Origin of the sequence: Azotobacter vinelandii CA (assembly GCF_000380335.1) — a bacterium.
Taxonomy (GTDB): domain Bacteria; phylum Pseudomonadota; class Gammaproteobacteria; order Pseudomonadales; family Pseudomonadaceae; genus Azotobacter; species Azotobacter vinelandii.
In genome coordinates, this window is sequence record NC_021149.1 from 2,277,053 (window position 1) to 2,300,965 (window position 23,913).

General features: G+C 65.7%; 20 protein-coding genes. 7 read left to right on the forward strand and 13 right to left on the reverse strand.

The window, feature by feature from the left end; genetic code table 11:
• Window positions 1–118: 118 nt before the first annotated feature.
• Window positions 119–2,155, forward strand: a complete 2,037-nt coding sequence (locus tag AVCA_RS10400; RefSeq protein ID WP_012700872.1) for a TonB-dependent receptor family protein — start codon at window positions 119–121, stop codon at window positions 2,153–2,155.
• A 12-nt stretch (window positions 2,156–2,167) separates the two neighbouring features.
• Here AVCA_RS10400 and AVCA_RS10405 read toward each other — a convergent pair whose 3' ends face one another.
• The 9 genes from AVCA_RS10405 to AVCA_RS10440 form a co-directional block, all read right to left on the reverse strand.
• A complete protein-coding gene (locus AVCA_RS10405; RefSeq protein ID WP_012700873.1) occupies window positions 2,168–3,094 on the reverse strand; it encodes an SdiA-regulated domain-containing protein in 927 nt (308 codons plus the stop codon).
• Between the two features lie 97 nt (window positions 3,095–3,191).
• Window positions 3,192–3,536, reverse strand: a complete 345-nt coding sequence (locus AVCA_RS10410) for a YgiW/YdeI family stress tolerance OB fold protein (protein ID WP_012700874.1) — start codon at window positions 3,534–3,536, stop codon at window positions 3,192–3,194.
• 164 nt (window positions 3,537–3,700) lie between these two features.
• The gene (locus tag AVCA_RS10415; RefSeq protein WP_012700875.1) at window positions 3,701–4,366 is read right to left on the reverse strand and encodes an MliC family protein; all 666 of its coding nucleotides are present in this window, start codon (window positions 4,364–4,366) and stop codon (window positions 3,701–3,703) included.
• A gap of 168 nt (window positions 4,367–4,534) precedes the next feature.
• A complete protein-coding gene (locus AVCA_RS27040; protein ID WP_012700876.1) occupies window positions 4,535–5,239 on the reverse strand; it encodes a general secretion pathway protein GspB in 705 nt (234 codons plus the stop codon).
• A gap of 1 nt (window position 5,240) precedes the next feature.
• Entirely contained in the window at window positions 5,241–6,953 is a 1,713-nt protein-coding gene (locus AVCA_RS10425) for an ExeA family protein (RefSeq protein WP_012700877.1), read from the reverse strand.
• A gap of 389 nt (window positions 6,954–7,342) precedes the next feature.
• Window positions 7,343–8,062, reverse strand: coding sequence for a type ISP restriction/modification enzyme (locus AVCA_RS10430; protein ID WP_041807161.1), 720 nt, complete (start codon window positions 8,060–8,062; stop codon window positions 7,343–7,345).
• The gene (locus tag AVCA_RS27250; protein WP_187149017.1) at window positions 8,059–8,175 is read right to left on the reverse strand and encodes a type ISP restriction/modification enzyme; all 117 of its coding nucleotides are present in this window, start codon (window positions 8,173–8,175) and stop codon (window positions 8,059–8,061) included. The genes AVCA_RS10430 and AVCA_RS27250 overlap by 4 nt, the downstream gene beginning before the upstream one ends.
• Entirely contained in the window at window positions 8,145–12,620 is a 4,476-nt protein-coding gene (locus tag AVCA_RS10435) for a restriction endonuclease (protein ID WP_081434882.1), read from the reverse strand. Before AVCA_RS10435 ends, AVCA_RS27250 begins: the two co-directional genes overlap by 31 nt.
• Window positions 12,621–12,992: 372 nt before the next feature.
• Window positions 12,993–15,707 carry a cation-transporting P-type ATPase gene (locus tag AVCA_RS10440; protein WP_012700879.1) on the reverse strand — a complete coding sequence of 905 codons (2,715 nt, stop codon included), beginning with the start codon at window positions 15,705–15,707 and terminating at the stop codon, window positions 12,993–12,995.
• Between the two features lie 268 nt (window positions 15,708–15,975).
• Here AVCA_RS10440 and AVCA_RS27255 point away from each other — a divergent pair, with 268 nt between their 5' ends.
• Window positions 15,976–16,599, forward strand: coding sequence for a transglutaminase domain-containing protein (locus tag AVCA_RS27255; protein WP_367281700.1), 624 nt, complete (start codon window positions 15,976–15,978; stop codon window positions 16,597–16,599).
• A 126-nt stretch (window positions 16,600–16,725) separates the two neighbouring features.
• Window positions 16,726–17,481: a CHAD domain-containing protein gene (locus AVCA_RS10445; RefSeq protein WP_012700880.1), complete on the forward strand. Its 756-nt coding sequence runs from the start codon at window positions 16,726–16,728 to the stop codon at window positions 17,479–17,481.
• A 16-nt stretch (window positions 17,482–17,497) separates the two neighbouring features.
• Here the strand turns inward: AVCA_RS10445 and AVCA_RS10450 are convergent, their stop codons facing one another.
• Window positions 17,498–17,860, reverse strand: a complete 363-nt coding sequence (locus AVCA_RS10450) for a hypothetical protein (protein WP_012700881.1) — start codon at window positions 17,858–17,860, stop codon at window positions 17,498–17,500.
• A 251-nt stretch (window positions 17,861–18,111) separates the two neighbouring features.
• Here AVCA_RS10450 and dksA point away from each other — a divergent pair, with 251 nt between their 5' ends.
• The 3 genes from dksA to AVCA_RS10465 are packed head-to-tail and all read left to right on the forward strand — an operon-like array spanning window position 18,112 to window position 20,363.
• Window positions 18,112–18,516: an RNA polymerase-binding protein DksA gene (gene dksA, locus AVCA_RS10455; protein ID WP_012700883.1), complete on the forward strand. Its 405-nt coding sequence runs from the start codon at window positions 18,112–18,114 to the stop codon at window positions 18,514–18,516.
• 10 nt (window positions 18,517–18,526) lie between these two features.
• A complete protein-coding gene (gene zigA / locus AVCA_RS10460; protein ID WP_012700884.1) occupies window positions 18,527–19,732 on the forward strand; it encodes a zinc metallochaperone GTPase ZigA in 1,206 nt (401 codons plus the stop codon).
• Window position 19,733: 1 nt separating this feature from the next.
• Entirely contained in the window at window positions 19,734–20,363 is a 630-nt protein-coding gene (locus AVCA_RS10465) for a DUF1826 domain-containing protein (RefSeq protein WP_012700885.1), read from the forward strand.
• A 20-nt stretch (window positions 20,364–20,383) separates the two neighbouring features.
• Here the strand turns inward: AVCA_RS10465 and AVCA_RS10470 are convergent, their stop codons facing one another.
• Entirely contained in the window at window positions 20,384–21,196 is an 813-nt protein-coding gene (locus AVCA_RS10470) for a TatD family hydrolase (RefSeq protein WP_012700886.1), read from the reverse strand.
• A gap of 221 nt (window positions 21,197–21,417) precedes the next feature.
• On the opposite strand from AVCA_RS10470, the gene AVCA_RS10475 reads away from it, so the two are divergent.
• The gene (locus AVCA_RS10475; RefSeq protein ID WP_012700888.1) at window positions 21,418–22,845 is read left to right on the forward strand and encodes an MltF family protein; all 1,428 of its coding nucleotides are present in this window, start codon (window positions 21,418–21,420) and stop codon (window positions 22,843–22,845) included.
• Between the two features lie 12 nt (window positions 22,846–22,857).
• On the opposite strand, the gene thpR is transcribed toward AVCA_RS10475, so the two are convergent.
• Window positions 22,858–23,388: an RNA 2',3'-cyclic phosphodiesterase gene (gene thpR, locus AVCA_RS10480; protein WP_012700889.1), complete on the reverse strand. Its 531-nt coding sequence runs from the start codon at window positions 23,386–23,388 to the stop codon at window positions 22,858–22,860.
• A 23-nt stretch (window positions 23,389–23,411) separates the two neighbouring features.
• Window positions 23,412–23,909 carry a transcription elongation factor GreB gene (gene greB / locus AVCA_RS10485; protein ID WP_012700890.1) on the reverse strand — a complete coding sequence of 166 codons (498 nt, stop codon included), beginning with the start codon at window positions 23,907–23,909 and terminating at the stop codon, window positions 23,412–23,414.
• Window positions 23,910–23,913: the final 4 nt, after the last annotated feature.

Below are 23,913 nucleotides of genomic sequence, written 5' to 3' on the forward strand. Positions count from 1 at the left end.
TGCTCCGGGCCCGAGCCCGGAACGGAGGCATGCGACCGCGAAGCCGACCTTTCCTGCGACTTCGGCGTGGTTGCGGCCACGCCCGACACAGAACGAAGCATCAAAGGAGACGACGGGGATGCGCCCTTCATCCATTCTGAGCCTGCTGGCCCTGAACGCCGGCCTGGCGACCCCTGCTCTCGCCGAGCAGATCGAGCTGGACAGCCTGACCATCGAGGAGCCCCGCGCAGGGGACCCGACCGCGCCGACCCAGGCCGAGAAACGCGCCGAGTTCGCGCGGATTCCCGGCGGCGCCACGCTGGTCGACGGCGAAACCTACAAGACCGGCCGCAGCAGCACCCTGCAGGACGCCCTGGGGCTGGCCACCGGGGTGTTCGTCCAGCCGCGCTTCGGCGCCGAGGAGTCGCGCCTGTCGATCCGCGGCTCCGGCCTGCAGCGCACCTTCCACGGCCGCGGCCTGCTGCTGATGCAGGACGGCGCGCCGGTCAACCTGGCCGACGGCAGTTTCGACTTCCAGGTCATCGAGCCGCTGGCCACCGACCATATCGAGGTGTTGCGCGGCGCCAACGCCTGGCACTACGGCACGGCCACCCTCGGCGGCGCGGTCAACTTCGTCGCGCCCAGCGGCAAGAGCGCGCCGCCGCTGGACCTGCGCTACGAGGGCGGCAGTTTCGACTCTCACCGGCTGTTCCTGGCGGCGGCCCGGGACTTCGGCGCCTGGGACGCCTACCTGAGCGTGACCGATTCCTCCCAGGACGGTTTTCGCGACCACGCCCGGCAGGACAACCAGCGCTACTTCGCCAACCTCGGCGGGCGGCTCGGCGAGCGGCTGTTCACCCGCTTCTATGTGACCCATGTGGAAACCGATTCCGAGCTGCCGGGCAACCTGACCAAGGCGCAACTGCGCGACGACGACGAGCAGGCCGCCGCCGGCAACCTGAGCAACGACCAGCGCCGCGACTTCACCCTCGATCGCATCGGCAACCGCACCGTCTGGCTGCTGGACGGCGGCCACAGCCTGGAACTGGCCAGTTTCTACAGCGAAAAGGACCTCTGGCACCCGATCTACCAGGTGCTCGACGTGGACAGCGAGGACTACGGACTGCGCCTCACCCACAAGTGGCAGCACCAGGGCTGGCGCTGGACCGGCGGCATCGAATTCAATCACGGGCGCAACCGCGATGTGCGTCACCAGAACGTCGGCGGTCATGCCGGGCGCAAGCTCAACGAACTGCGCCAGACCGCGCGCAACCTGAACGCCTTCGCCGAGCTGGAAATCCCGCTGGCCGAGCGCTGGGCGCTGATCGGCGGGCTGGCCTGGCTGCACCAGAAGCGCGAGGTCGACGACCGCTACAAGTGCAACGCCTCGGTCGCCGGCCGTTGCGTGTTCCAGGACGAATCCTTCGAGTCGACCTATGTCGGCCGCGTCGCGCGCCTCGGCGTGCGCCACGACCTGGCCGAGGGTATCCAGGTGTTCGCCAACTTCAGCCAGAGCTACGAGCCGCCGACCTTCAGCGAACTGACCGGTGGCCAGGTGGTGAGCAAGAACGATGCGCAGCGGGCCAGGACCTGGGAAGCCGGCCTGCGCTACGCGCGCGGCGGCGTGGCGCTGGATCTGGCGCTCTACCGCAGCGAGATCCGCGACGAACTCCTGGCGCTGAACGACGACAACGGCGATCCGCTGGGCACGGTCAACGCCGACCGTACCCTGCACCAGGGGATCGAACTGGGCGGCTCCTGGTCGGTCGGTGCCTTCGTGCTGCGCGGGCAGTACCTGTTCAACGATTTCCGCTTCGACGACGACGATGTCTACGGCGACAACCGCCTGGCCGGCGTGCCGCGCCAGTTCCTCAAGGGCGAACTGCTCTGGCAGCGGGCGGGCTGGTACGCCGGGCCGACCTTCGAGTGGGTGCCGAGCCACTACGCGGTGGACCATGCGGAAACCCTGTATACCGACCGTTACGCTCTCTGGGGGCTCAAGGCCGGCTACCGGCCGGCGCGGGGGCCGGCGTTCTTCATCGAGGGCCGCAACCTGTCCGACCGCAGCTACGCGGCTACCACCGGGGTGATCGCCGATGCCCGCGGACAGGACAGCGCCCAGTTCCTGCCCGGCGACGGGCGCAGCGTCTACGCCGGGCTGGAATGGCGCCTGTGACGGGCGCCCGGTTCAGTCCCGCGGCTTGCGGAAGACGTAGAAGAGGTTGGGCTCGCTGATCACGTAGAGGTTGCCGGCGGCATCGATGGCGACACCTTCGGCCTGGGGCACCGTCTCGCTCAGGCCGTGGCGTCCGCGCGACAGGGAAAGGCTGCTCAGCGGACGGCCGTCGGCGTCCAGCTCCAGCAGCAGGCGCGACTCGTCGGAGAGCGCCAGCAGGTGGCTCCGGCTCTCGTCGAACGTCAGGCTGGACAGGTCGCGGACGAACAGCCGCGCATCGCGCTTCGGATCGTCGCGCAGGTGCACGGCCATGGGCGCGTTCGGGTCGCGGTGCGGGAAACCGGTCACCTCGTAGATGCGCAGCGGGTCGCGTTCCTTGGCCACGAACAGGCGCTGCCCGTGGGTGTCGTAGGCCAGGCCTTCGAAGCCCTTGTTGCCGTTCAAGCCGAAACCCAGACTGAGCTGCTGGGCGCTGCCGGCGTCGAGGGCGGTGGTTTCGTCGTCGATCTGTACCAGCACCAGGCGCTGGTCACGCTCGTCGGCGATCACGAAGCGGCCGGGCGAGAGGTACTCGATGGCCTCCGGATCGTCGAAGCCGCTCAGGGCGATGCGCCGCAGCACCTCGCCCGCGGTGTTCAATTCGATCACTTCCGGGTGGGCGTTGGTGACGCTGAAGAGGGTGCCGCGGCCGGGGTCGAAGGTCAGGCCGGACAAGTCGTCGAGCCCCTCCAGCGGCTTCGCTTCGATGGCGACCCGATAGTCGGGCAGCCAGAGCGAGCCTTCGTGCGGCCGCTCGCTGCCGTACATCTGCCGCAGGTCGAAACCGGTGCGTTCGAACAGGCGGAACTCCAGTCCGGCGCCGAGCGCCAGTGCGAGCAGTACGGCGGATAGGCCGAGCGACCAGCCGGGGACGTGGCGTCTGGTCGGGCGGGCCGGCATGGTCCGGGTGATTGCCATGGGAGAGCCTTCGCGATGTGAGGGGGCGGGTACAGCATGTATCCCTGGCATGACAACTCTGGCGCGGTTTTCCCGATCGTCAATTCAGTACTTCGATGAAGTCGACATCGATGGTGCGACCGAAGAGTTCCTTGTCCACCTCGCCTTGCAGGCGTACCTGGCGCTTCTCGTCGATGGCGGTGGTTGGCCAGTCCTCGTCGTCGATCTCGACTTCGATGCTGCCGGTCCGGTCCTGGAATTCGTAGTGCTCGTGCTTGAGCTGGCGGACGATCCGGCCTTCGAGGGTCACCGGGGTTTCATCGGCGGCCTCCCTGGCGGCGGATACGGTACTGATGGCGCCCTGGGCGCCCGGGCCGGTGTAGCCGGCGGCGAAGGAGCCGGTGGCGATCAGACTGGTGATGAGCAGGATGGGCAGGGACTTCATGGTCGTTTTCTCCAGCGGGGTTCGATGTTCCCACTGTAGCGACGCAAGCTGAATTCACTCTGAATGCGCCGAAGGACTGGAACGACACCCGGCCCCATGTGGCTGCCCGGTCGGATCTGGCCGACCGGGCAGAGCCACTCGTGGTCGCCCGACACCGGGCGGATCTAGTCGTCCGGCTTGCCCCGGGATTCGGCGCCGGGGGCGATCAAGGGGGTCTTGAGGCATTTCATGACCGGCCGCTCATAGCCCCAGGTGATCAGGGCCTCGTCGCCGTGTTCCCACAGTGTCGTTTCGTTCTGTCCGGCGTATTTGACGCCGGTACTGCTGGGCTGAACGATCATGACCGAGTCCTGCTCGTCGTACTCGGCGTAGAGCGAAAGCGGATCGGTCTCGTAGAAACGGGCGTGGACGATCTTGTTCCGATCGTCGTCGCAGGTGTAGGTGAAGGTACCGCTGAGGGGCACCAGGGCATGGCGCGCCTGCAGTTCGGCGATCCGCCGCCTGTAGCTTTCCTGCAGGCATTCGGGCGGCTCCGCGCTCTTCTCGCAGGCATCGCGCGACTCGATCCAGTCCCGCTGCTGTTCTTCCAGGCCCGCCGGATTCCCGGCGGAGTCCCCGTTCCGGGCCGCTGCGTAGACCTCGGCCATTTTCCGGTCCAACGCCGTGAGGTCCTGGTCCGTGCAGATGGTTTTTTCCAGGGCGTCGGACAGGTTCTCGCCGCATTCGTAAGGAGGAGCCTCGCCCGCTTCGGCGGCCAGGCCGAGGCAGCCTGCGAGCAGCAGGGGCAGTGTCGCGTGCGATGGCGGATTGAAGCGAAGCAACTGGTTCATGTAGGGGTCCTTGATGTGCGCTCCTGTCGAGCGGGAAAAAGATGAGCCCGCGCCAGGACGCCGCCGTCGCCGGACGGCTCGCCCTGGACGAGCCCTATTCTTGACAAGCAGGTGCGCGAAGCCGTTTCACCGCGCCGGACCGCCGTCGGCCACGGGCGGCGTTATCGTTCAGCGCGGACGGAAGCGGTAGCCCCGGTAGTTCAGCACCACGCCGTCGCCGGCGATTCGCTCCAGGACAACGCCGGGGCCGGCCTGGTCGCCCTGGCGCAGGATGCGGTCGTTGATCACCGCCATGCGCAGGTGCGCATCGTCGGCGTAGGAGAAGCCGGCCAGGGACAGGGGCGGGAGGCTCCGGCGCAGTTCGTCGGGCAGTTCATGGAAGCCGAGCACCCGTTCGGGAGGCGCCGGCGGGGCTGGCGGCGCGCCGGAGGCGGGACGGGGGGCCGGCGCGGCGAGGCGGGGAGAGGGCGCTGGGCTGGCGGGCGCTTCCGGCGGGTCCGGACGGATCAGTGGCTCGGCGACGACCAGCGGGGGCGGGACAGCGGCGGCCGGCCCGGGGGGAGCCGGCGCGACGACGGGCGACGCCTGGGCCGCTCCGCCGGGGCCGGCCAGCGGGGATGCGGGGGAGCGCGGGGCCGCTGCTGCGGACGGCGCTGCCCGGAGCGCCGGCTCGTCCTGCCAGGGGCGCCACCAGCCGAGGACGGCACCGATCAGCGTCAGCAGGCCGAGCGCCGGCGGCAGGTAGGCCGGCAGGCGGCGGCCGGCGCCTTCGCGGGGTGCCGCGAGCAGGGGCGGCGGGCTGTCGAGAAGCGGCGCCTCGCCTTGCCGGCGGGCGCGTTCCGATCGCTTCAGGGCTTCGAGTATGTAGGACATGTCAGCGGCTCAATGCGGCCATTTCCGTGCCGCCCAGGCGGGCCAGCCGCTCCAGGGTCTGCGCGCCGACCACGCCGTCGGCGCGCAGGCCGTTGGCCTGCTGGAAGCGGCGCACGCGCCGCTCCAGGTCGTCGCCGAACAGCGGGTCGCCGGCGCGCGGCCGGCTCCGGCCTTCCCAGCGCTCCAGTTGCAGGTCCACCCAGGCCACGTCGGCGCCGCGGCTGCCATGGCTCAGGTGCCGGCCGTGGATCAGCGGCGCCTGCTGCAAGCGGACGTAGCGGCCGCTCCAGCGAAGTGTCAGGGCGGCGAGGCCGACCGTGCGGATTTCGCCGCTCACGGCCAGCCGCGCATGCCGCTCGTCCCGTGCCAGCAGGGTGGCGAGGAAGGGCGGACCTTCGGCCGGGACGAGTTCGAGGATGAGCGGCGGCGACAGGTTGGCCAGGGACGCCGGCTCGACCTGCCGGCGCAGGCAGCGCAGGCTCATTTCCTCGACCTGGCGGCAGGCGTCGTCCATGTTGCTGGGCTGGCGGATGGCAGCCTGCCAGTGGTCGAACAGCGCGCGTACCGCCAGCGCCTCGTGCAGCCAGTGATCCTCGGCCGCGGGGCCGACCACGTCTTCCTCCGGTGGCATTTCGATGGGTTCGGGGCGCGGCGGCTCTAGGGGCTGGACGCCTTCCTGCCGTGGCAGGCCGGACGCGGGCAGGGGTCCGGTGTCGTCATCGCCGCTCGGTGGAGCAGGTGCAGGCATGCTCTCGGTCGGTGCGGCGGCGAGCAGCCTGGCCGGTCCGCCATGGCCGGCATCCGCCGAAGGTTCCGGCGCCAGATGCCAGCCGGCCGTGGCCATGCCGGCGAGCAGGCCGATGCCGAGGATCGCGGCCAGGGCCGCGGGAGGCCTCGCTCGCCGCGCCGGGCCGAGCACCTCGCGGGCGGCCTTGTCCAGGGTCGCCCGGTCCACACCGGCCTTGCCCTGCACGCAGGCGCCGAGCAGGGCGCGGTCGCAGAGCACGTTGATCAGCCGCGGCGTGCCGCCGCTCAGCCGGTAGAGGCGTTCCAGCAGCGGCGGCGCGAAGAGTTCGGCGCGGCTGCCGGCGACCGCCAGGCGATGGCGGACATAGGCGCCGACTTCCGGGCCCGACAGCGGTTCCAGGTGATAGCGGGCGACGATGCGCTGGGCGAGCTGGCGCATGTCGTCGCGGGCGACGAGATCACGCAGCTCGGTCTGGCCGAGCAGGATGATCTGCAGCAGCTTGTGCCGGTCGGTTTCCAGATTGGTCAACAGGCGCAGCAGCTCCAGCACCTCGGCCGACAGGTTCTGCGCCTCGTCGATGATCAGTACCGTCTTGCGGCCGCGGGCGTTGCTCTCCAGCAGGTGGGCGTTGATCCGGTCGAACAGGGGCTTGAGGCTGCGCACCCTGTCCGGCAGGGCGATGCCCAGTTCCTCGCAGAGGGTTTCGAGCAGTTCCAGGCGCGACAGCCTGGGGTTGAAGATGAAGGCGACGTCGCAGTGTTCCGGCACCTGGCCGAGCAGGCGGCGGCAGAGGGTGGTCTTGCCGGTGCCGACCTCGCCGGTGAGCAGCACGAAGCCGCCGTCGATCTGCAGACCGTAGAGCAGGTGGGCGAGCGCCTCGCGATGCCGTTCGCTCATGAACAGGTAGCGCGGATCGGGCGAGATGGAAAAGGGGGCCTCGGAAAAGCCGAAATACTGGTTGTACATATGTCCGGGTTCCGTGGCTGGAAACGTTTTTTCAGCGTAGATCCGCCGCGCGCCAGTTTGACGGTCGAATGTTGCATTCGCTTGTCGGATGGCGCATCGGCACGCGGCGACCTGCCGGGTGATCGCGTGAAACGGCCGTCGGATGCCGGAGTGGAAGGATTGTGTTGGGGCATTGCCTTCGGCTTCGCTGTGTCGGCTGTCTGCCGAGTGGCTGGACAGTTGGCCAAGAAAAAGTAGCCAAGAGAAGGCCATCCTCTCATTGGACCCTACGTTCCACCCCGGCTTTTCTCCCTACGTTGCCGCTCGTTCTCCTGAAGGGAGCACCCGGCGCTATCCGATAGAAAAAATAAAGTGGGGAAGGCCACTATGTCGCGCCTAAAATCTGTGACTCATTTATATCGAATCTCAAGAGGCGGGAGACCTCTGACAATTTTCATGGTTTCCAGACTAACGGTGATGACACGTAAGAAAAGTTCCAGTGGATATTTCGGGTTGCCCATGGTTTCGATGGCCCAATCGTTGGCATCGCTGACTATGCCACTGGCTTTGTCCACCCGCACGCTTTGCCGCTCCACCACCCAGTCCAACGCAGGCTTGCCGTTGACTACGTAGTCATAAGCCTCCAGCGGAATGCCAGTGATGGTGATGTGGTGATTGTAGTGTAGGGCGGTCAGGTCCTTGTCCTTGCCTTTTTTGCCGTATTTCATCTTCTCGACTCGATAGTCAGCATCGGTCAGTGGTTTGTTACCGGTATTGATTTTCACACCAGCATACATAGGCACACTTTCGTAGTTGACGTGTAACTCACCTAGCTTGCGTCCGGCCTGGCTGAAGGCCTGGAAGTCCGCAAAGGTTTTTACCTGCGGAATGCGCGGCAATTCCTTGTTCAGGTTATCGGCATAGCGCTCACGGTAATCGGGCGAATGCAGGATGCCGTAGATGTAATAGAACAGGTCTTCCTTGGTTAGGGTTTCATCGGGATAGGCCGACTGGAAGTGAATCAGTCCCTCGTCAGTGATGCCGTCGCGGCGGGTGAGTGTTCGGGGACCGTTTTGCGGTTGCTCGGGCTGGGTGGTTTCGAACAGGTCGCCAGTAGTCGGTTCCTTCATTTCGCTTCCTCCTCTTCGTAGAGGAACAGCGGGAAGCATTGGACTGTATCCAGAACGTGCAGGTTCGGCAGAGTGTCCGTCATCAGTACTGAGAAGCCGCTCCTGCCGCCCATCTGGGTGATACAGATCGTAAGGTTTTTCGGACGAATGGTCTTGACTGGGTGGCTCGACGCCCCATCCTGGCTGGCTGGCTGGCTGGCTGGCTGGCTGGCTGGCTGGCTGGCTGGCTGGCTGGCTGGCTGGCTGGCTGGCTGGCTGGCTGGCTGGCTGGCTGGCTGGCTGGCTGGCTGGCTGGCTGGCTGGCTGGCTGGCTGGCTGGCTGGCTGGCTGGCTGGCTGGCTGTATCCGCTTCATAAAGGTTCAGTGGAAAGCACTGCCCCCCGTGCAGCAGGTGTAGGTCTGGTAAATAGCGCGTCACCAACGTGGAGAATGGACGATCTTCGCCAGGGCCAGGTAGGCAAATAGCAATGTTGTCGACATCCCCTAGTGGGTAAATGGCAGGCATCTGATAAGTTCTTTCATTGAGACGGCGGTTGTAATAAAGCCATTGTTTGGAAAATGGTCGATACAGGCTCGGGATCAAGCAGCTTTCCTCAAAGGAGATATGATTTCTTTTGATCAGTTCCTGCTTTAGAGTGTCGCTCCAACTGATTTTTGTAGGGTTTGAATCGATAAAATTATTTGCAATTCTTTCAAGGTCTTTTCTTTCTGATGCTCCATGGCTTTGTGAGATTCTGGTGACTTCTGTATTATAGAAATCAATCATTTTTTTCATATTGCCTCTCAAGGCAGCTTTCGATGGGTTGTAAGCCCAAGCATCCCTTTGAGTTTTTATGCCAGATGAGTAGTTTGTAAAGATTTTCTCTCCGCTGCTCTTTTTATCGCCTATTTTAATTAGCTCGCTGAAGCTATTGTCACGTTGCTTCAGCCAGTCACCATGGTCATCGGGCGTAATCGTTTGCCAGACAGAAGTGTCAATGCCCGCAATGCTGCGATAGGCATTGATCTTCTCCAGCTTTTCCTCACGGCTGAGATAATTGCCGATGTCGTGAAAGAATATCCGGCCATGCTCTTGGGCGTCGGAATTCTTGACCAACAATGAGATGGCAATGGGGGCACGGCTGCCACTGCCGAAAATCTTGCCACCTTCCTTGCGCGAAAGTTCGCCCGAGGTGCGCTGGTTGCCACGCAGATGGAATACGTACAGGCTGGAGAACTCTTCCACCAGACAGTGGCGCAGGCCGGCGGCAGTATTGGCTTCGAGGAAGCCCGCATTGGTTACAAAGCCAATGACGCCGCTATTCTGCAGGCGGTCGCTGGCCCAGCGGATGGCGCGAATGTAACTGTCATACAGGGCGTTCTTGTTGGTCGCGTTGGAGCGGGCGGCGTAAGTGTCGCGAATGCGGCGGTCGAGGTACGGATAGGCGATGTTCTGGTTATTGGCATTGGCGTCACCTTGTCCAACGGAATACGGCGGATTGCCGATGATGACCCGAATGTCTAGGTTCTTCTGCCGCGTCCGTCGCCCGCTGTTTTCCACCAATACGTCATTGACCAGATCGTCCTTCTCATACATCTGGAAAGTATCGGTCAGGCAGATGCCTTCGAAGGGTACGTAATCGCCGCCGACGATCTCGTGGTAGGTGGTTTCGATATTGATGGCGGCAATGTAATAGGCCAGCAGTACCAGTTCGTTGGCGTGAATTTCCTTGTTGTATTTCTTTCTGATCTGTTCGGGCGTCATCAGGCCGGATTGAAGCAGGCGAGTAATGAACGTACCCGTGCCCGTAAAGGGATCAAGAATATGTACACCGTCACTGCCCAATGACTGGCCGAACTCGCTTTGCAGCAGGTCGTTGACGCTATGGATGATGAAGTCCACCACCTCCACCGGCGTGTAGACGATACCGAGGCGCTCGGTCATCTTCGGGAAGGCGTTACGGAAGAACTTGTCGTATAGCTCGACCACGATCTTCTGCTTGCCCGCCGCGTTGTCGATGCCTTCGGCACGCAGTTTCACGCTGTCGTAGAAGCTTTGCAGGGTGTCAGCTTCCTTTTCCAGGCGGTGTTCGTGCAGGGCATCGAGCACTGCCTGCATGGCCTGGGACATGGGGTTGTGGCGGGCGAAGCTGTATTGCTCGAACAGGGCGTCGAAGACGGGCTTGGTGATCAGGTGCTGGGCCAGCATCTCGACGATTTCGCCATCGCTGACGCTGTCGTTGAGATCGTCGCGCAGCTCGGCGGCGAAGCGTTCGAAGGCGGCGATTTCCTGGGTGTTGCTCGGTGTAGCGAGAATGGCACGGATGCGGCCGATGTGAGTGTTGGCGATTTTGGCAATGTCACCTGCCCAGTCTTCCCAATGGTGGCGGTTGCCGACCTTCTCGACGATTTTGGCGTAGATGGCCCGCTCAATCTCACCGACCTCATAGGTCATTTCCGCCTGCTGGGTCATTTGTCCTTCGGCGTCATAGCGGCTGCGGTTTTCGCCGATACCGTACTGGCCTTTGCCGGCCTGTCCATTTTGCGAGCTGGCACTGCGTCTGGGTTTTTTCTCCACCTTGTCGGTTATGGCGATGACTTCCATCTTGCGCCGGTCAGGACCATTGAGGTCGAGCTTGTTGATGGTGGCGTCGAAGCTGTCGTCGTGGGAGCGCAGGGCCTGCAACACCTGCCAGACGACCTTGTAGACTTGGTTGTCGTTCAGGGCTTCGTGCGGCGTCATGTTGGAGGGGATCACCACTGGCAGCACGACGTAGCCACGCTTCTTGCCGGGAGCGTTGCGCATCACCCGGCCGACCGACTGCACCACGTCTACCTGGGAGTTGCGTGGGGTGAGAAAGAGCACGGCATCCAGCGCGGGCACGTCCACGCCTTCGGATAGGCAGCGCACGTTGCTGAGGATACGGCAGGTGTTGGGTGGCGTTTCTTCCTTCAGCCAGGCCAGCTTGGCCTCCTTCTGGCTGGCGTTCATGCCGCCGTCGACGTGCTCTGCTTCGCAGACCAGATGGGCCGCTTCCTCGATGTCTTCGGACCCCTGATAGGCCTCGACCACCGCCTTGAACATGCTGGCGATGTTGATGGAACTGACCTTGTGCTTGTTGCCCTTGTAGTGGGGCGAGATGACCTGGCAGAAGGCGACGGCGCGCTGCATCGGCTGCTTGTCGCCGCTCAACTGTTCCGCCAGCCCCTGCTTCGCCAATGCCTTCCAGCAGCCGACGATCTTGGCGGCATCATCGACCTTGAGCTGGTTGTTCTCGTCTTTCAGCAACTCCTGAAGACGGCGGTTGATGGCGTTTTCCTCCACCGCCAGCACCAGCACCTTGTAATCGACCAGCAGCCCGCGCCTGACCGCCTCGGAGAAGTTGATGATGAATAGTTCCCTGCCATAAAGCGCGGGGTCGTCCATCGAGCAGAGCGTAACTTCGCCAGATTCGGCCATGATTTTGGCGTTGTCGCCGTAGATGCGCGGGGTGGCGGTCATGTACAGGCGCTTGGCGGTGCGGATGTAATCGGCATCGTGGATGCGCACGAAGCTGCTTTCGTCGTCCTCGCCGAAGGTGGCGCCAGTGGTGCGATGGGCCTCGTCGCAGATGACCAGATCGAAGTCGGCCAGGCCGTGGTCGTGCTGGGCGCGACTGATGACGTCGATGGAGTGGTAGGTGGAGAACACCACGCTCATGTGTCGGTCGTCGTGGCGGTTGAGCATTTCCGCCGCGAGGCGATCCGCTCGAGTGGTGGCCGGGTAGCGCAGTTCGTGGGTGAAGACCTGAACTGCGTCGTCTTCGGCCTTGCGTTTCTTTCCCACATCGCTGTCGGAGCAGACGGCAAAGCTGTGCAGTGGGGTTTCGCTCTCCTGTGTCCATTCGGTCAGGGTTTGCGATAGCAGTGACAGGCTGGGCACCAGGAACAGTACGCGCTTGCCGGGGCCGGCGAGCTTTTCGGCGATTTTTAGGCTGGTGAAGGTTTTGCCGGTACCGCAAGCCATGATGAGTTTGCCGCGATCGGCCGTTCGTAGGCCGGCTGTCACGGCGTTCAGAGCGGTTTGTTGGTGTTCGCGGAGCCGCTTTTGGGTCTTGAAGGTTATAGCCTGCCTAGGCTGGTATTTGGCCCAATCGATCTGACTGTCTTCCAGAGCTTGCAGGTCGATCTTGCTGACCGGGGGCTGCTGTCCTTGTAAGGCATCCTCGGCGTGTTCGCTCCAGTTGTTGGTGGTAGTAACTATGACTCGATGCGAAAACGGCGCCTTGCCGGAGGCGGTAAAGAAACTGTCGATGTCTTTCTTTTGAATGCGATAATCCTCAGCGTACAGCTTGCATTGGATTGCATGATACTCACCGGTACCCTGGGTTCGAGCGATCAGGTCGATTCCTGTATCGCGACCGTCCAACCCCTGCTCTTTAGCCCATTCGGCATATGTCCAGACCTGTTGGTAAAGATCTCGGTAGGTGGCCTCGTTGCGCAGATAGGCGCAGATCAGCTCTTCAAAGTAGGAGCCTTTTTCGCGTTCCGTAACTGAAGCAGAGCGGTAGGTATTGAGCAGGACGGACAGGACAGACATGCACGAAGTTCCTTTTGGGTACATCAGGCGCGTCATGAGCGCCAAATCCAGGCAGTCTACCAAGTGATCGGACAGAGTAGCAGCGAAGTACCATTAAACGGATTTGAGTATGGTACTCCTGACTAAGATGCGTTCTGGCTACATTGATGATGGTTGGCAGACAGAGGCACTTTTGGGGGGCGTTTGCAAAACGCCATTATTTTGAGTTGGAAAGGGCGTTTTGGCATTCCAAGCCACCAACTCGCGAGGAGCTGATTCTTACGTTCGTAAGCTTTTGAGAAATTGGTTGGGAAAGAGCTGCCGGTGAAGCAGGGTGTAAGCGTATGAATGTGCTTCCATGCCGGGAGGTGGGCGGGAAAGGCATGCCCCGCCTCAGCGGGGCGGCACCTCGTGCTCGGTGTTTTGTGTCCGGCGCCAGCGATAGAAGGCTTTCTCCAGCTCCACCTCCAGGCACACGCCGACCGCTGCGAGCAGGCACCAGCCCCAGGCGTCGGGGCCGAGGGCGGCGGTGCCGAACAGCCGCTGCAGCGGCGACCAGTAGGTGAAGGCCAGTTGCAGCAGGAACAGCAGGAGCACCATGGCCCAGACCATGGGGTTGCGGCGCGCGCCGAAGTGGGCCGGCTCGCGCAGGCGACGGCAACTGAACAGGTAGCCGATCTCGCCGGCGACCAGCACGTTGAGCGCCAGGGTGCGGCTTTCTTCCAGCATCCAGCCCTGCTGCTGGGTGAACAGGAAGATGCCGAGGCTGGCGGCGGTCAGCAGCAGCGACACGCAGGCTACTCGCCAGAGCAGCCAGCCGCTCAGCATGGGCGCCTCGGGATCGCGCGGCGGTTGTCGCATGAGCCCGCGCTCGGCCGGTTCGAAGGCGAGGGTCAGGGCCAGGGTCACGGCGGTGATCATGTTGACCCAGAGGATCTGCAGCGGAGTGATCGGCAGGGGCAGGCCGAGCGCGATGGCCGCCAAAAGCACCAGGGCCTGGCCGCCGTTGGTGGGCAGGATGAACAGGATCGACTTCTTCAGGTTGTCGTAGACGGTGCGGCCCTCGGCCACCGCGTCCACCAGGGTGGCGAAGTTGTCGTCGGCCAGCACCATCTGCGCCGCTTCCTTGGCCGCCTCGGTGCCCTTGATACCCATGGCGATGCCGATGTCGGCGCGCTTGAGCGCCGGGGCGTCGTTGACGCCGTCGCCGGTCATCGCCACGCGGGCGCCGCCGGCCTGCAGGCGCTCGACCAGACGCAGCTTGTGGCTCGGGCTGGTGCGCGCGAACACCGAGGTTTCGGTGAGGCGGGCGTCCAGTTCGGCGTCGCCCAGCGTATCGATCTCGGTGCCGGTCATCGCCCGGCTGCCGCCAAGGCCCAGGCGCCGGGCGATGGCGCCGGCGGTGGCGGCATGATCGCCGGTGATCATCTTCACCGCGATGCCGGCGCTCACGCATTCGGCTATGGCCTGGATGGCTTCCTCGCGCGGCGGATCGATCATGCCGACCAGACCGAGCAGGATGAAGCCTTCGTTCAGGTCGTCCTCGTCGAGTTGCTGGCGGGCTTTCTCCAGCGGCCGCATGGCCAGGCCGATCATGCGCAGGCCCTGGCCGGCGCCCTCGTTCAGACGCTGGTGCCAGTAGCGGCGTTCGAGGGGTTCGTCGCTGCCCGCCCGCCACTGCCGCTGGCAGATTTCCAGCAGGCGCTCCGGCGCGCCGAACTGGTAGATCAGCCCGTGTCCGGCGTGGTCGTGGTGCAGGCTGGCCAGGCTGCGCCGCTCGGAGCTGAAGGGAATGGCATCGACCCGCGGCAGGCGCTGGCTCTCCTGATGCGGATTCAGTCCGATCTTGCCGGCCAGGGTGAGCAGGGCGGCCTCGGTGGGGTCGCCGGCGATGCACCAGTGGCCATCCAGCAGACGCAGGCTGGCGCTGTTGGCCAGCAGGCCGGCGCGGGCCAGCTCGAGCAGGTCGTCGGCGGCGTCCAGCGCGCACTGTCGGTCGTCGTCGCAGCGGATGGTGCCGTGCGGCGCATAGCCGACCCCTTCCACCTCGTAGCTGTGCTCGCGGGTGAAGACGCGCTGCACGGTCATTTCGTTGCGGGTCAGGGTGCCGGTCTTGTCCGAGCAGATCACCGTCACCGCGCCCAGGCTTTCCACCGCCGGCAGGCGGCGGATGATCGCCCGGTGGCGGGCCATGCGCTGTACGCCGAGGGCGAGGATGATGGTCAGCACCGCCGGCAGGCCTTCGGGGATGGCCGCCACGGCCAGGCCGACCGCGGCCATCAGCATGTCGCCGGCCGAGTAGTCGCGCAGCAGCACGCCGAAGGCGAAGGTCGCCGCGGCCAGGCCGACGATGATCAGGGTGAGCTGGCGGGCGAAGCGCGCCATGTCGGCCAGTAGCGGAGTCTGCAGGCGCTGCACGTTGCCGAGCATGTGGCTGATCCGGCCCAGCTCGGTGTGCCCGGCGGTGGCGACCACCAGGCCGACGCCGCTGCCGGCGCTGACCAGGGTGCCGGAGTAGGCCATGCTGCTGCGGTCGCCCAGGCTGGCGCTGGCGCCGACCGGCTCGCAGCCCTTGTCGCTGGGCAGGGACTCGCCGGTCAGCGCGGCTTCCTCGATGCGCAGGTCGCGGGTGTCGAGCAGGCGCAGGTCGGCCGGCACGCGGTCGCCGGCCTCGAGAAGGACCAGGTCGCCCGGTACCAGGTGTTCGGCGTCGATCACGCTGACCTTGCCGTCGCGGCGCACCCGGCTTTCCTGGGTGAGCATTTTCTGGATGGCGCGCATGGCCTGTTCGGCCTTGCCTTCCTGGATGAAGCCGACCAGCGCATTGATCAGCACCACGCCGAAGATCACCGCGCTGTCCAGCCACTCGCCGAGAATCAGGGTGACCCCGCAGGAGGCCAGCAGCACGTAGATCAGCAGGTTGTGGAACTGCAGCAGGAAGCGTTTGAGCGGCCCCTCGCTCCTGCGTTTCGGCAGGCGGTTGGGACCGTGTTTCTCGAGGCGGCGCCTGGCTTCGTCGGCGCTGAGTCCGTCCGGGCCGCTCTCCAGGGCGGCCAGGCTATCCTCGGCCGGTCGGGTGTGCCAGTCGCTGTGCGGGTGGGCTTGCATCGCATTCCTCGCTCTGTCTGTCCTGGGGCTCGATAATCCGCCATTGCGCTTTCACGGCAGCCGCCGGGACGGCCATTCCGCGCGATCGCGGCCGGGGCCGGCCGTCCTCTACGGCTTGCGGCGGGGCGCGGGCGGGTGGCTGGCACGGACTATCCTCGCCCCGATGCGGAGCGGCTGCCTTGCTCGCCGTCAGTTCCGGCGACCGGAGCGTGCCACCGGGCACTTGCGCATGAGGTGCCGCATGGTCGCTGGCGTACCGGCCGGCGTCATGCCCGGCCTCGGAAGAATCGCGACGGATCATGCTTCGGGTTCGGGACGGCGGGCGCTTCGGAATCGCGCCAGGCTGTCCGCCGACCGTTCCTGCCCGGCGTCTGCTTCACCTTTTCGCCTGCGTCTGCCTCCGTGGCCTTGTCCCGTCGGGCGGCCGTCGGCATCGGCTTGCGCAAATAGAAGTCTGGACCATCCATCGCGGGCCGCGGGGAGGGCGCTGCTCGAGCGCTCCGCTCGCGAAGCTGTCCGCTGCGGTCCGAAGCCGCTGTGGCCGGGGCGCGGCGGCATTGATGAGTTACCGTGCGCCGGTCGCCGCGGCTTTTGCGAGCATTTCTCCAGCCTCCTGATCTTCGTGCTGCGCGCCGTCGGGATTCCTGGGCGGCGAGTTCGAGGGCGGTCGGCGATTATCTGTCGGGGCAGCGGTTCGATGCCCATGCCTGGGTTCGAATGCGGGCGGCCGCAGTGCGGCTGGACCAGCGTCGATTCCACCTCTCAGGCGGTATCTGAGCGCATCGGGCGGGTCTGGCGCTCGACCAGGAGCGGTATTTCTTCGGGGGAGCGCCGCTGTCCCCGGCGTGCGGTTTCCGGTTCGGCAGCGCCGACCTGGGCGCATCGGGATTGAGCCCCGTCGCCTCGGCCGGCGATCATTGTCGGCGCTGATCGCGTTCCGGCTGTTCAACTGCCGAGGTATGGGCCGTGGGTCGGTCGGGCCGCGGTCGTGGGTGCGATATTCGTGAGGAGAGGATGGATGATTGCCGATCGATTGCAGGAGCGGGTTCTGCGCCTGGATGTCGCCTTGCAGGCCTGTGCCGCCCGCCTCGCGGCGCACAGCGATGACCAGGCGCTGCACGACCTGCGCGTTGTCCTGCGCCGGCTGCGCAGCCTGCTGCGCCCGTTGCGCGGCCTGCCCGGCATCGATCCGCTGGAGCTGGCCGCCGCCGCCATGGGGCGGCTGAGCACGCCGCTGCGCGACGACGAAGTACTGTTGCGGGAGTTGCAAGCCGCTGCCCTGGACGAGTTGGTCGGTACGCGTCGCGAACGGCTGGAAGCCGGGCGCGATGGCCTGCTGGCCAGTGCCGAATGGCGGCAGTTGTGCAACACCCTGGTCGTCTGGCCCTCGCTCTGGCGCCAGGCCGGACGCGATGGCGCCTTGCGCGGCCTGCGCCGGCGCATCGGCAAGGGGCAGGCGCGCCAAGCCCGGCGGCTGGGCGAGGCGCTGCGCGATCCGGCCCACGACCGGCATCGGCTGCGTCTGCTGATCAAGCGGGTGCGCTACGGTGCCGAGGCCTATCCCGATCTGGTCGATCTTTCGGAGGACGGAGCGAAGCGCCTGAAGAGGGCGCAGGCCGCGCTGGGGGATTGGCACGACCGCTTGCAGTGGCTGGCGCGGGCGGAGCGGGAAACCGATCTCGAGCCGCTGACGGTCCGCTGGCGCGAGGAACTGGAAGCGAGCGCCCGGCGCGCCGACCGCGTCCTGACGACCCTGGCTCGGGATTTCGCCTGAGCCGGCCTCCCGTCGTTCACTCGCGCTTGCGCTGGCAGGCTTTCCAGGCCCGCCGCCAGGCACCGCTCAGGACGAACCAGGGGAAGGTCAGGAATTGCTCGACCAGCAGGTGGGGCAGGGAATTCTCCGGGTGCCGGGGATCGGAGCCGCTCTCGAAGCGGTGTCCCTGGGCGATCAGGGCGAGGGCCGCGGCCAGGCCTAGCCCGCCGAGCACCAGTGCCAGCAGGTCCCGTTGCACAAGGGCGCCGACCAGCACCAGGCAGGCCACGCCGAACAGCGGCAGGGCGAGCATGTGCAGGGCCAGGTTGGTCCGGTCGTGGTGGCAGTCTTCGTAGTGCCGCCATTGACGGTGGAAATACTCCGCAGCGCGCTTGCCCATGTCCGCACTCCTCGACGTCGTGGATGAGAGAAGTCTAGTCCGGTTTCTGCGGGGCACTTGTGCGTGTGGTCCGTCCGCGGCTGGCCGACGGCATCGGGAAGGCGAGGGAATTCATGGCGCTGGCTTACGACGAAAATGTTATGTTATAACTATAATGAAAATGCTCTTCCTGTACAGGTTCCGCAGGAGTGGGCATTGAAAGACAGCCCCTCTGGAGTGCGCCTGTGGAGGTCCCGACCCTGGAGGCTCCCATGACCGAAGCCGAACTGCTGGCCCAGCCCGAAGAGGCCTACATGAACGAGCAGCAGCAGGTCTTCTTCCGCGACCTGCTGCTGGCGCAGCGCGCCGAGCTGCAACTGCGTATCGACGAGAAATTCGCCACCTTGCGCGAGCCGGAGCCGAGCGGCGATCCGGCGGATATCGGCAGCGCCGAGGAGCAGCGGCAATGGCATCTGCGCGTGCTGGAGCGGGAGAAGAAGCTCTTGGACAAGATCGACGCGGCGCTCGAGCGCCTGGCCCACGGCGCTTATGGCTGGTGCGTCGAGACGGGCGAACCGATCGGCCTGCGGCGCCTGCTGCTGCGCCCCACCGCGACGCTCTGCATCGAGGCGAAGGAACGCCAGGAGCGGCGCGAACGGCATCTGCGCGACATCTGAGGAGAATTCCATGAATCGACGACTGCCCGTGACCGTGCTGTCCGGCTTCCTGGGCGCCGGCAAGAGCACGCTGCTCAACCATGTTCTGAAGAACCGCGCGAACCTGCGGGTGGCGGTGATCGTCAACGACATGAGTGAAATCAACATCGATGGCAGCGAAGTGCAGCGCGATGTCAGCCTCGAGCGCGGCGAGGAGCGGCTCGTCGAGATGAGCAACGGCTGCATCTGCTGCACCCTGCGCGAGGACCTGCTCGAAGAGGTCAGCCGGCTGGCCCGTGAAGGGCGCTTCGACTACCTGCTCATCGAGTCCACCGGCATCGCCGAGCCGCTGCCGGTTGCGGAAACCTTCACCTTCCGCGACAGCCAGGGACGGAGCCTGTCCGATCTGGCCCGCCTGGACACCCTGGTGACGGTGGTCGACGGGGTCAATTTCCTGCGCGATTTCCACGAGGCCGAGAGCCTGGCCAGCCGTGGCGAGGGGCTGGGGGAGGAGGACGAACGCTCGATCACCGACCTGCTGATCGAGCAGGTGGAGTTCGCGGACGTCATCCTGATCAGCAAGATCGATCTGATCTCCCAGGCCGAGCGGGAAGAACTGACGGCGATTCTCGGCCGCCTCAACACCCAGGCCGAGATCCTGCCGATGAGCATGGGCCGGGTGCCGTTGGACAGGATCCTCGACACGGGCCGCTTCGATTTCGCGCGCGCCGCCCGGGCGCCGGGCTGGCTGCGGGAAATGCGTGGCGAGCATGTGCCGGAAACCGAGGAATACGGCATCGCCTCGACGGCTTATCAGGCCCGCCGGCCTTTCCATCCGCAGCGTTTCTTCGATTTCCTGAGTCGCGAATGGGACAACGGGCGGCTGCTGCGCTCCAAGGGCTGGTTCTGGCTGGCGAGCAAACCGGAAGAGGCCGGTAGCTGGTCCCAGGCCGGTGGCCTGATGCGCCATGGCCATGCCGGGCGCTGGTGGCGTTTCGTGCCCAGGGAGCAGTGGCCGAGGGACGAAGAGGGACTGGCGGCGATCAAGCGCTACTGGACGGCCGAGGTCGGCGACTGCCGCCAGGAACTGGTGTTCATCGGCCAGCACATCGATTTTGCCCGTCTCGGCCGAGAACTCGACGCTTGTCTGCTCGACGACGCGGAGATGGCCGCCGGGCCGGAGTCCTGGCGGTCCCTGCCGGACCCTTTCGGCTCCTGGCGCGAGGAGGTCGCCTGAGATGCGGGAAGCGCTTATCCGGCGGCTGCCGCGTCAGCTCTGCGCCGACAGCCCGGCGGTGCTCGCTGAGGTGCTGGAGGATGGCGTCAACATGGCGCTCTGGCAGCGGCGCCTGTCCCGCCCGGTCGAGCGTTTCGCCGCGCGGCTGGCGCGTGGCGAGCCCCTGGCGGTGTCGCAGGTCGTGGAGCTGGAGCATCCCGAGGCGGAGCCGGGTCTGGGCCGGCTGCTCGTGGCGCATGCCGGCGCGGAAGGGTACGCCGAATTCGTCGCCGATCTGACCTGGCTGGTCTCGGCCTACGCCTGCCTGATCGATGCCCGTCGTGTCGGTTTGCGCCTGCGCTCGCTGGAAACCGCCATGTGTCCGCGCTTTCACGTCGACCGGGTACCCCTGCGGCTGGTCACCACCTATTGCGGCATCGGCAGCCAGTGGCTTCGCGAGGGCGCCATGGCGAGGGCGCGTCTCGGCGATGCGTCCGCCGAGCCGGGCGAGGCGCAGCAGATCGACACCGGAGCGGTGGCGCTGTTCAAGGGCGAGAAGTGGCTGGGCAACGAGGGGGCCGGTATCGTCCACCGTTCGCCACGGCCGGCGGGGGAGCCGCGCCTGCTCCTGACCCTGGACTGGCTGGCGTAGTCCGGATGTGGTTCCGGGCCTCAGGATGCGAGGATCTCGGGCAGGCCGAAGAAGTGCCGGGCGCAGGCCGTGCTGTGTTCGGCCAGCGCCTCCTCGGACTCGCCGCGGTGGCGGGCGACCTCGCGCAGCACCTCGGGCAGGAAGGCCGGTTCGTTGTGCCCGCTCCTGGGCTTGGGGCGCAGGGTGCGCGGCAGCAGATAGGGGGCGTCGCTTTCCAGCATCAGCCGACCGGCGGGAATTTCCCGCACCAGCGGGTGCAGGTGGCTGCCGCGGCGTTCGTCGCAGATCCAGCCGGTGATGCCGATGTGCAGGTCCAGGTCGAGATAGGCGAAGAGGGCTTGGCGGTCACCGGTGAAGCAGTGCACCACGGCGGCCGCCAGACTGTCACGATGGTGACGGAGAATCGCGACCAGGCGCTGGCTGGCATCGCGTTCATGGAGGAACACCGGCTTGCCGAGCTCGACGGCCAGCGCCAACTGTTCTTCCAGGGCCTTTTCCTGCAGGGCGCGCGGGGACAGGTCGCGATTGAAGTCCAGGCCGCACTCGCCGACGGCGCGGATTCGCTCCTCCCGCAACAGCTCGCGCAACCGATGGGCACTGGCGGCCGTCCACTCACGGGCGTCGTGGGGATGGACGCCGGCGGTGGCGAACAGGCGCTCGCCCGTTTCGTCCAGTTGGCGGCAGAGCATCGAGGCCTGTTCGCTGTCCGCCACGCTGGTACCGGTCAGCACCAGTTGGCAGACCCCGGCCCGGTAGGCGCGGGCCAGCAGGGCTTCGCGGTCGTGGGCGAAGCTGGGGTGGGTCAGATTGACGCCTATGTCGACGAGTTGCATGCCTGTGCCTCGGAAAGAACGCGGGAAGCATAGCAGAGCCTTTTCGGCTGGTTCAAAAACCTTGGTAAATCAGTGGGTTGGTGGTCGCTCCCCGACAATCCGGCCTGGTCTTGGACGGCGCACTGTGAGAGGCTTGGGAGTCCATGCCCCAGGGAACTTGCTCCAGACACGGGGGCTCTGAAATGAGGCTCGTTCGTCGAACACCGTTCTCTGGAGACCGAATGACAACAAGAAGATTGCTGCTTCTGTCCTGCCTGCTGAGCCTGCTGCCGCTTCCGGCCGCGGCGCGTCTGGCCGGGCCGCCGGAAGCCTGGCAGCGGCCGGGAGAGGTTCGTGATTTGCCGCAGGTGCGCAGCAGTGGCGTGCTGCGGGTGTTGGTGAACCAGAGCCGGAACAGCTCGGGCGAGGTCAATGGACAACCCATCGGGGTCGAATACCGGCGCCTGCGCGCTTTCGAGCAATATCTCAACCGCACCGCCAGGGATGGCCGCAGCCTGCGCCTGGAGATCATTCCCAGGGCCAAGGACCAGTTGATCTCCGCTTTGCAGCGCGGCGAGGGCGATCTGGTCGCTCCCGGCGAACTGGTCCATCTGCGCGGCCGGGGCGACATCAGCCCCAGTGCACCGATCATGACCCAGGTCCCGCTGGTGCTGGTCGGCCGCAAGGGCGCGCGCCGCTACCGACAGCTCGATCAGTTGTCCGGCAAGACCCTGGTGCTGCCGGCCGGCAGTGCCGTCGGCGCGGCGGTGCACGAGGTCAACGAGCAACTGGCGGCGCGCAAGCTGCGACCGATCGGGATCGAGTGGCTCGATCCCAGTCTGGCGGTGGAGGACGTGCTGGAGATGGTGCAGGCCGGCATCTATCCCCTGACCGCCGTGGAATTGCCGATCGCCCAGCGCTGGGCCAAGGTGTTGCCCAAGCTCCAGGTGCAGCCCGAGGTGGCCTTCTCCCACGATGACGACCTGAGCTGGTTCATCCGTCGCGATGCCCACCTGCTGCGCGCCAGCATCGATCGGTTCTTCAAGGACTACCGTAGTCCGGCCGATCAGGACGCGGTTTTCCAGCGCGTCTACCGCCGTCTCTTCAGGGTGCACAACCCCTTGGGCGGGATCGAACTCAGGCGTCTCGAGAAGGTGCGTCCGGTCCTGCAGCAATACGCCGAGCGCAATGGTCTCGACTGGCTGAATCTGGCGGCGGTCGCCTATAAGGAGTCGACCCTGAATCCGGCGGCGCGCGGAGCCGGCAATGCCACGGGGCTGATGCAGGTCACCCCGGCCGCGGCCCGCAGCGTCGGGGTGGGCGATATCCATCGGCTGGAAAACAATGTCCGGGCCAGCGCCCGCTACCTGGCGTCGTTGCGGCGGCAGTTCTTTTCCAGTCCGCGCTTCAACGAGCGCGAGCGCATGGCTTTCACCCTGGCGGCCTACAACATCGGTCCGCAGCGGGTACAGCATCTGCGGGCGGAGGCGAAGCGGCGCGGCCTGAATCCGGACCAGTGGTTCTTCCAGGTCGAGCGCGTCGCTGCCGAGCAGGTGGGGATGGGCGTGGTCAGCTACGTGAACAACGTGAACAAGTATTTCCTCGCCTTCCACCGCGAACGGAGCGCCCTGGAGTCGCAGCAGCGGGTCGCCAGCCGCGCCGACGATTGACGGTTCGCCCGCTCAGCGCTCCGGCATGACCAGCGGCCAATGGAACAGGGGCCGGTAGAGGGTTCCCTGGGCGTCGCTCGTCGAATGGAAGAGGACGAAGCGTTCGGCCCTCCAGCGGAAATCCGGGGGGCTGGCGGGGAGCGGGGGATTGCGGCAGTCCCGGGCCAGTGTGAGATGCGGCCAGAATGCACGCTCGTCGAGGGCGTAGCCGGCGCCACGCAGTAGCCGCTGCAGTTCCCCGGCGAGCTGCAGCAGGGCCTCCGGTGCCTGGCCGGTGCCCAGGCAGACGAGGCCGTGACGGCCGGTTTCCAGGCGATCCAGCTTCATTTCGAAAGCATTTCCCCGAATGCCTTCGCCCAAGCATTGCAGTTCCGCCAGGCGCTCGAGCGGATGGCTGTCGAGAAAGGCCAGGGTCAGGTGCAGGTTGCGCCTGGCGACGGGGCGGCCGTCGAGCCCCAGTTCCCGGCGCCAGCGGTCGATCGCCTCGGCCTGTCGATGCGGCAGGGGCAGGCCGAAGAACAGGCGCAGGTTCTTGACGTTCATGGCTTGCTCCCGCGGCCTCCGGGTCAAGGGTAGTCGATCGCGACCAGGTACCAGGTCTTCTCTCCGGTGGGCGTCGGCACCCGGACCTCGGCGTCCAGTTCCTTGCCGACCAGGGCCCGGGCAAGCGGAGCGTCGATGCTGATCAGGTTCTGTTTCAGGTCCAGTTCGTCCGGGCCGACGATGCGGTAGCGGACCTGTTCGCCGTCCTCGTCCTCCAGGGTGACCCAGGCGCCGAAGTAGACCTTGTTCAGGTCGGCGGGGCGCTCGCCGACCACCTGGAGCTTCTCCAGTCGCTTGGTGAGAAAGCGTACCCGGCTGTCGATTTCCCGCAGCATCTTCTTGCCGTAGGTGTACTCGGCGTTCTCCGAACGATCCCCCTGCGCGGCAGCCTCGCTGACCGCCTGGGTGACCTGCGGACGGCGCACGTGCCAGAGTTCGTGGAGTTCGGCGCGAAGACGCGCTTCGCCTTCGGGGGTGATCAGGGGCGTTCCGGCGGAACGGGGCGGTCGATAACGGCTCATGTGG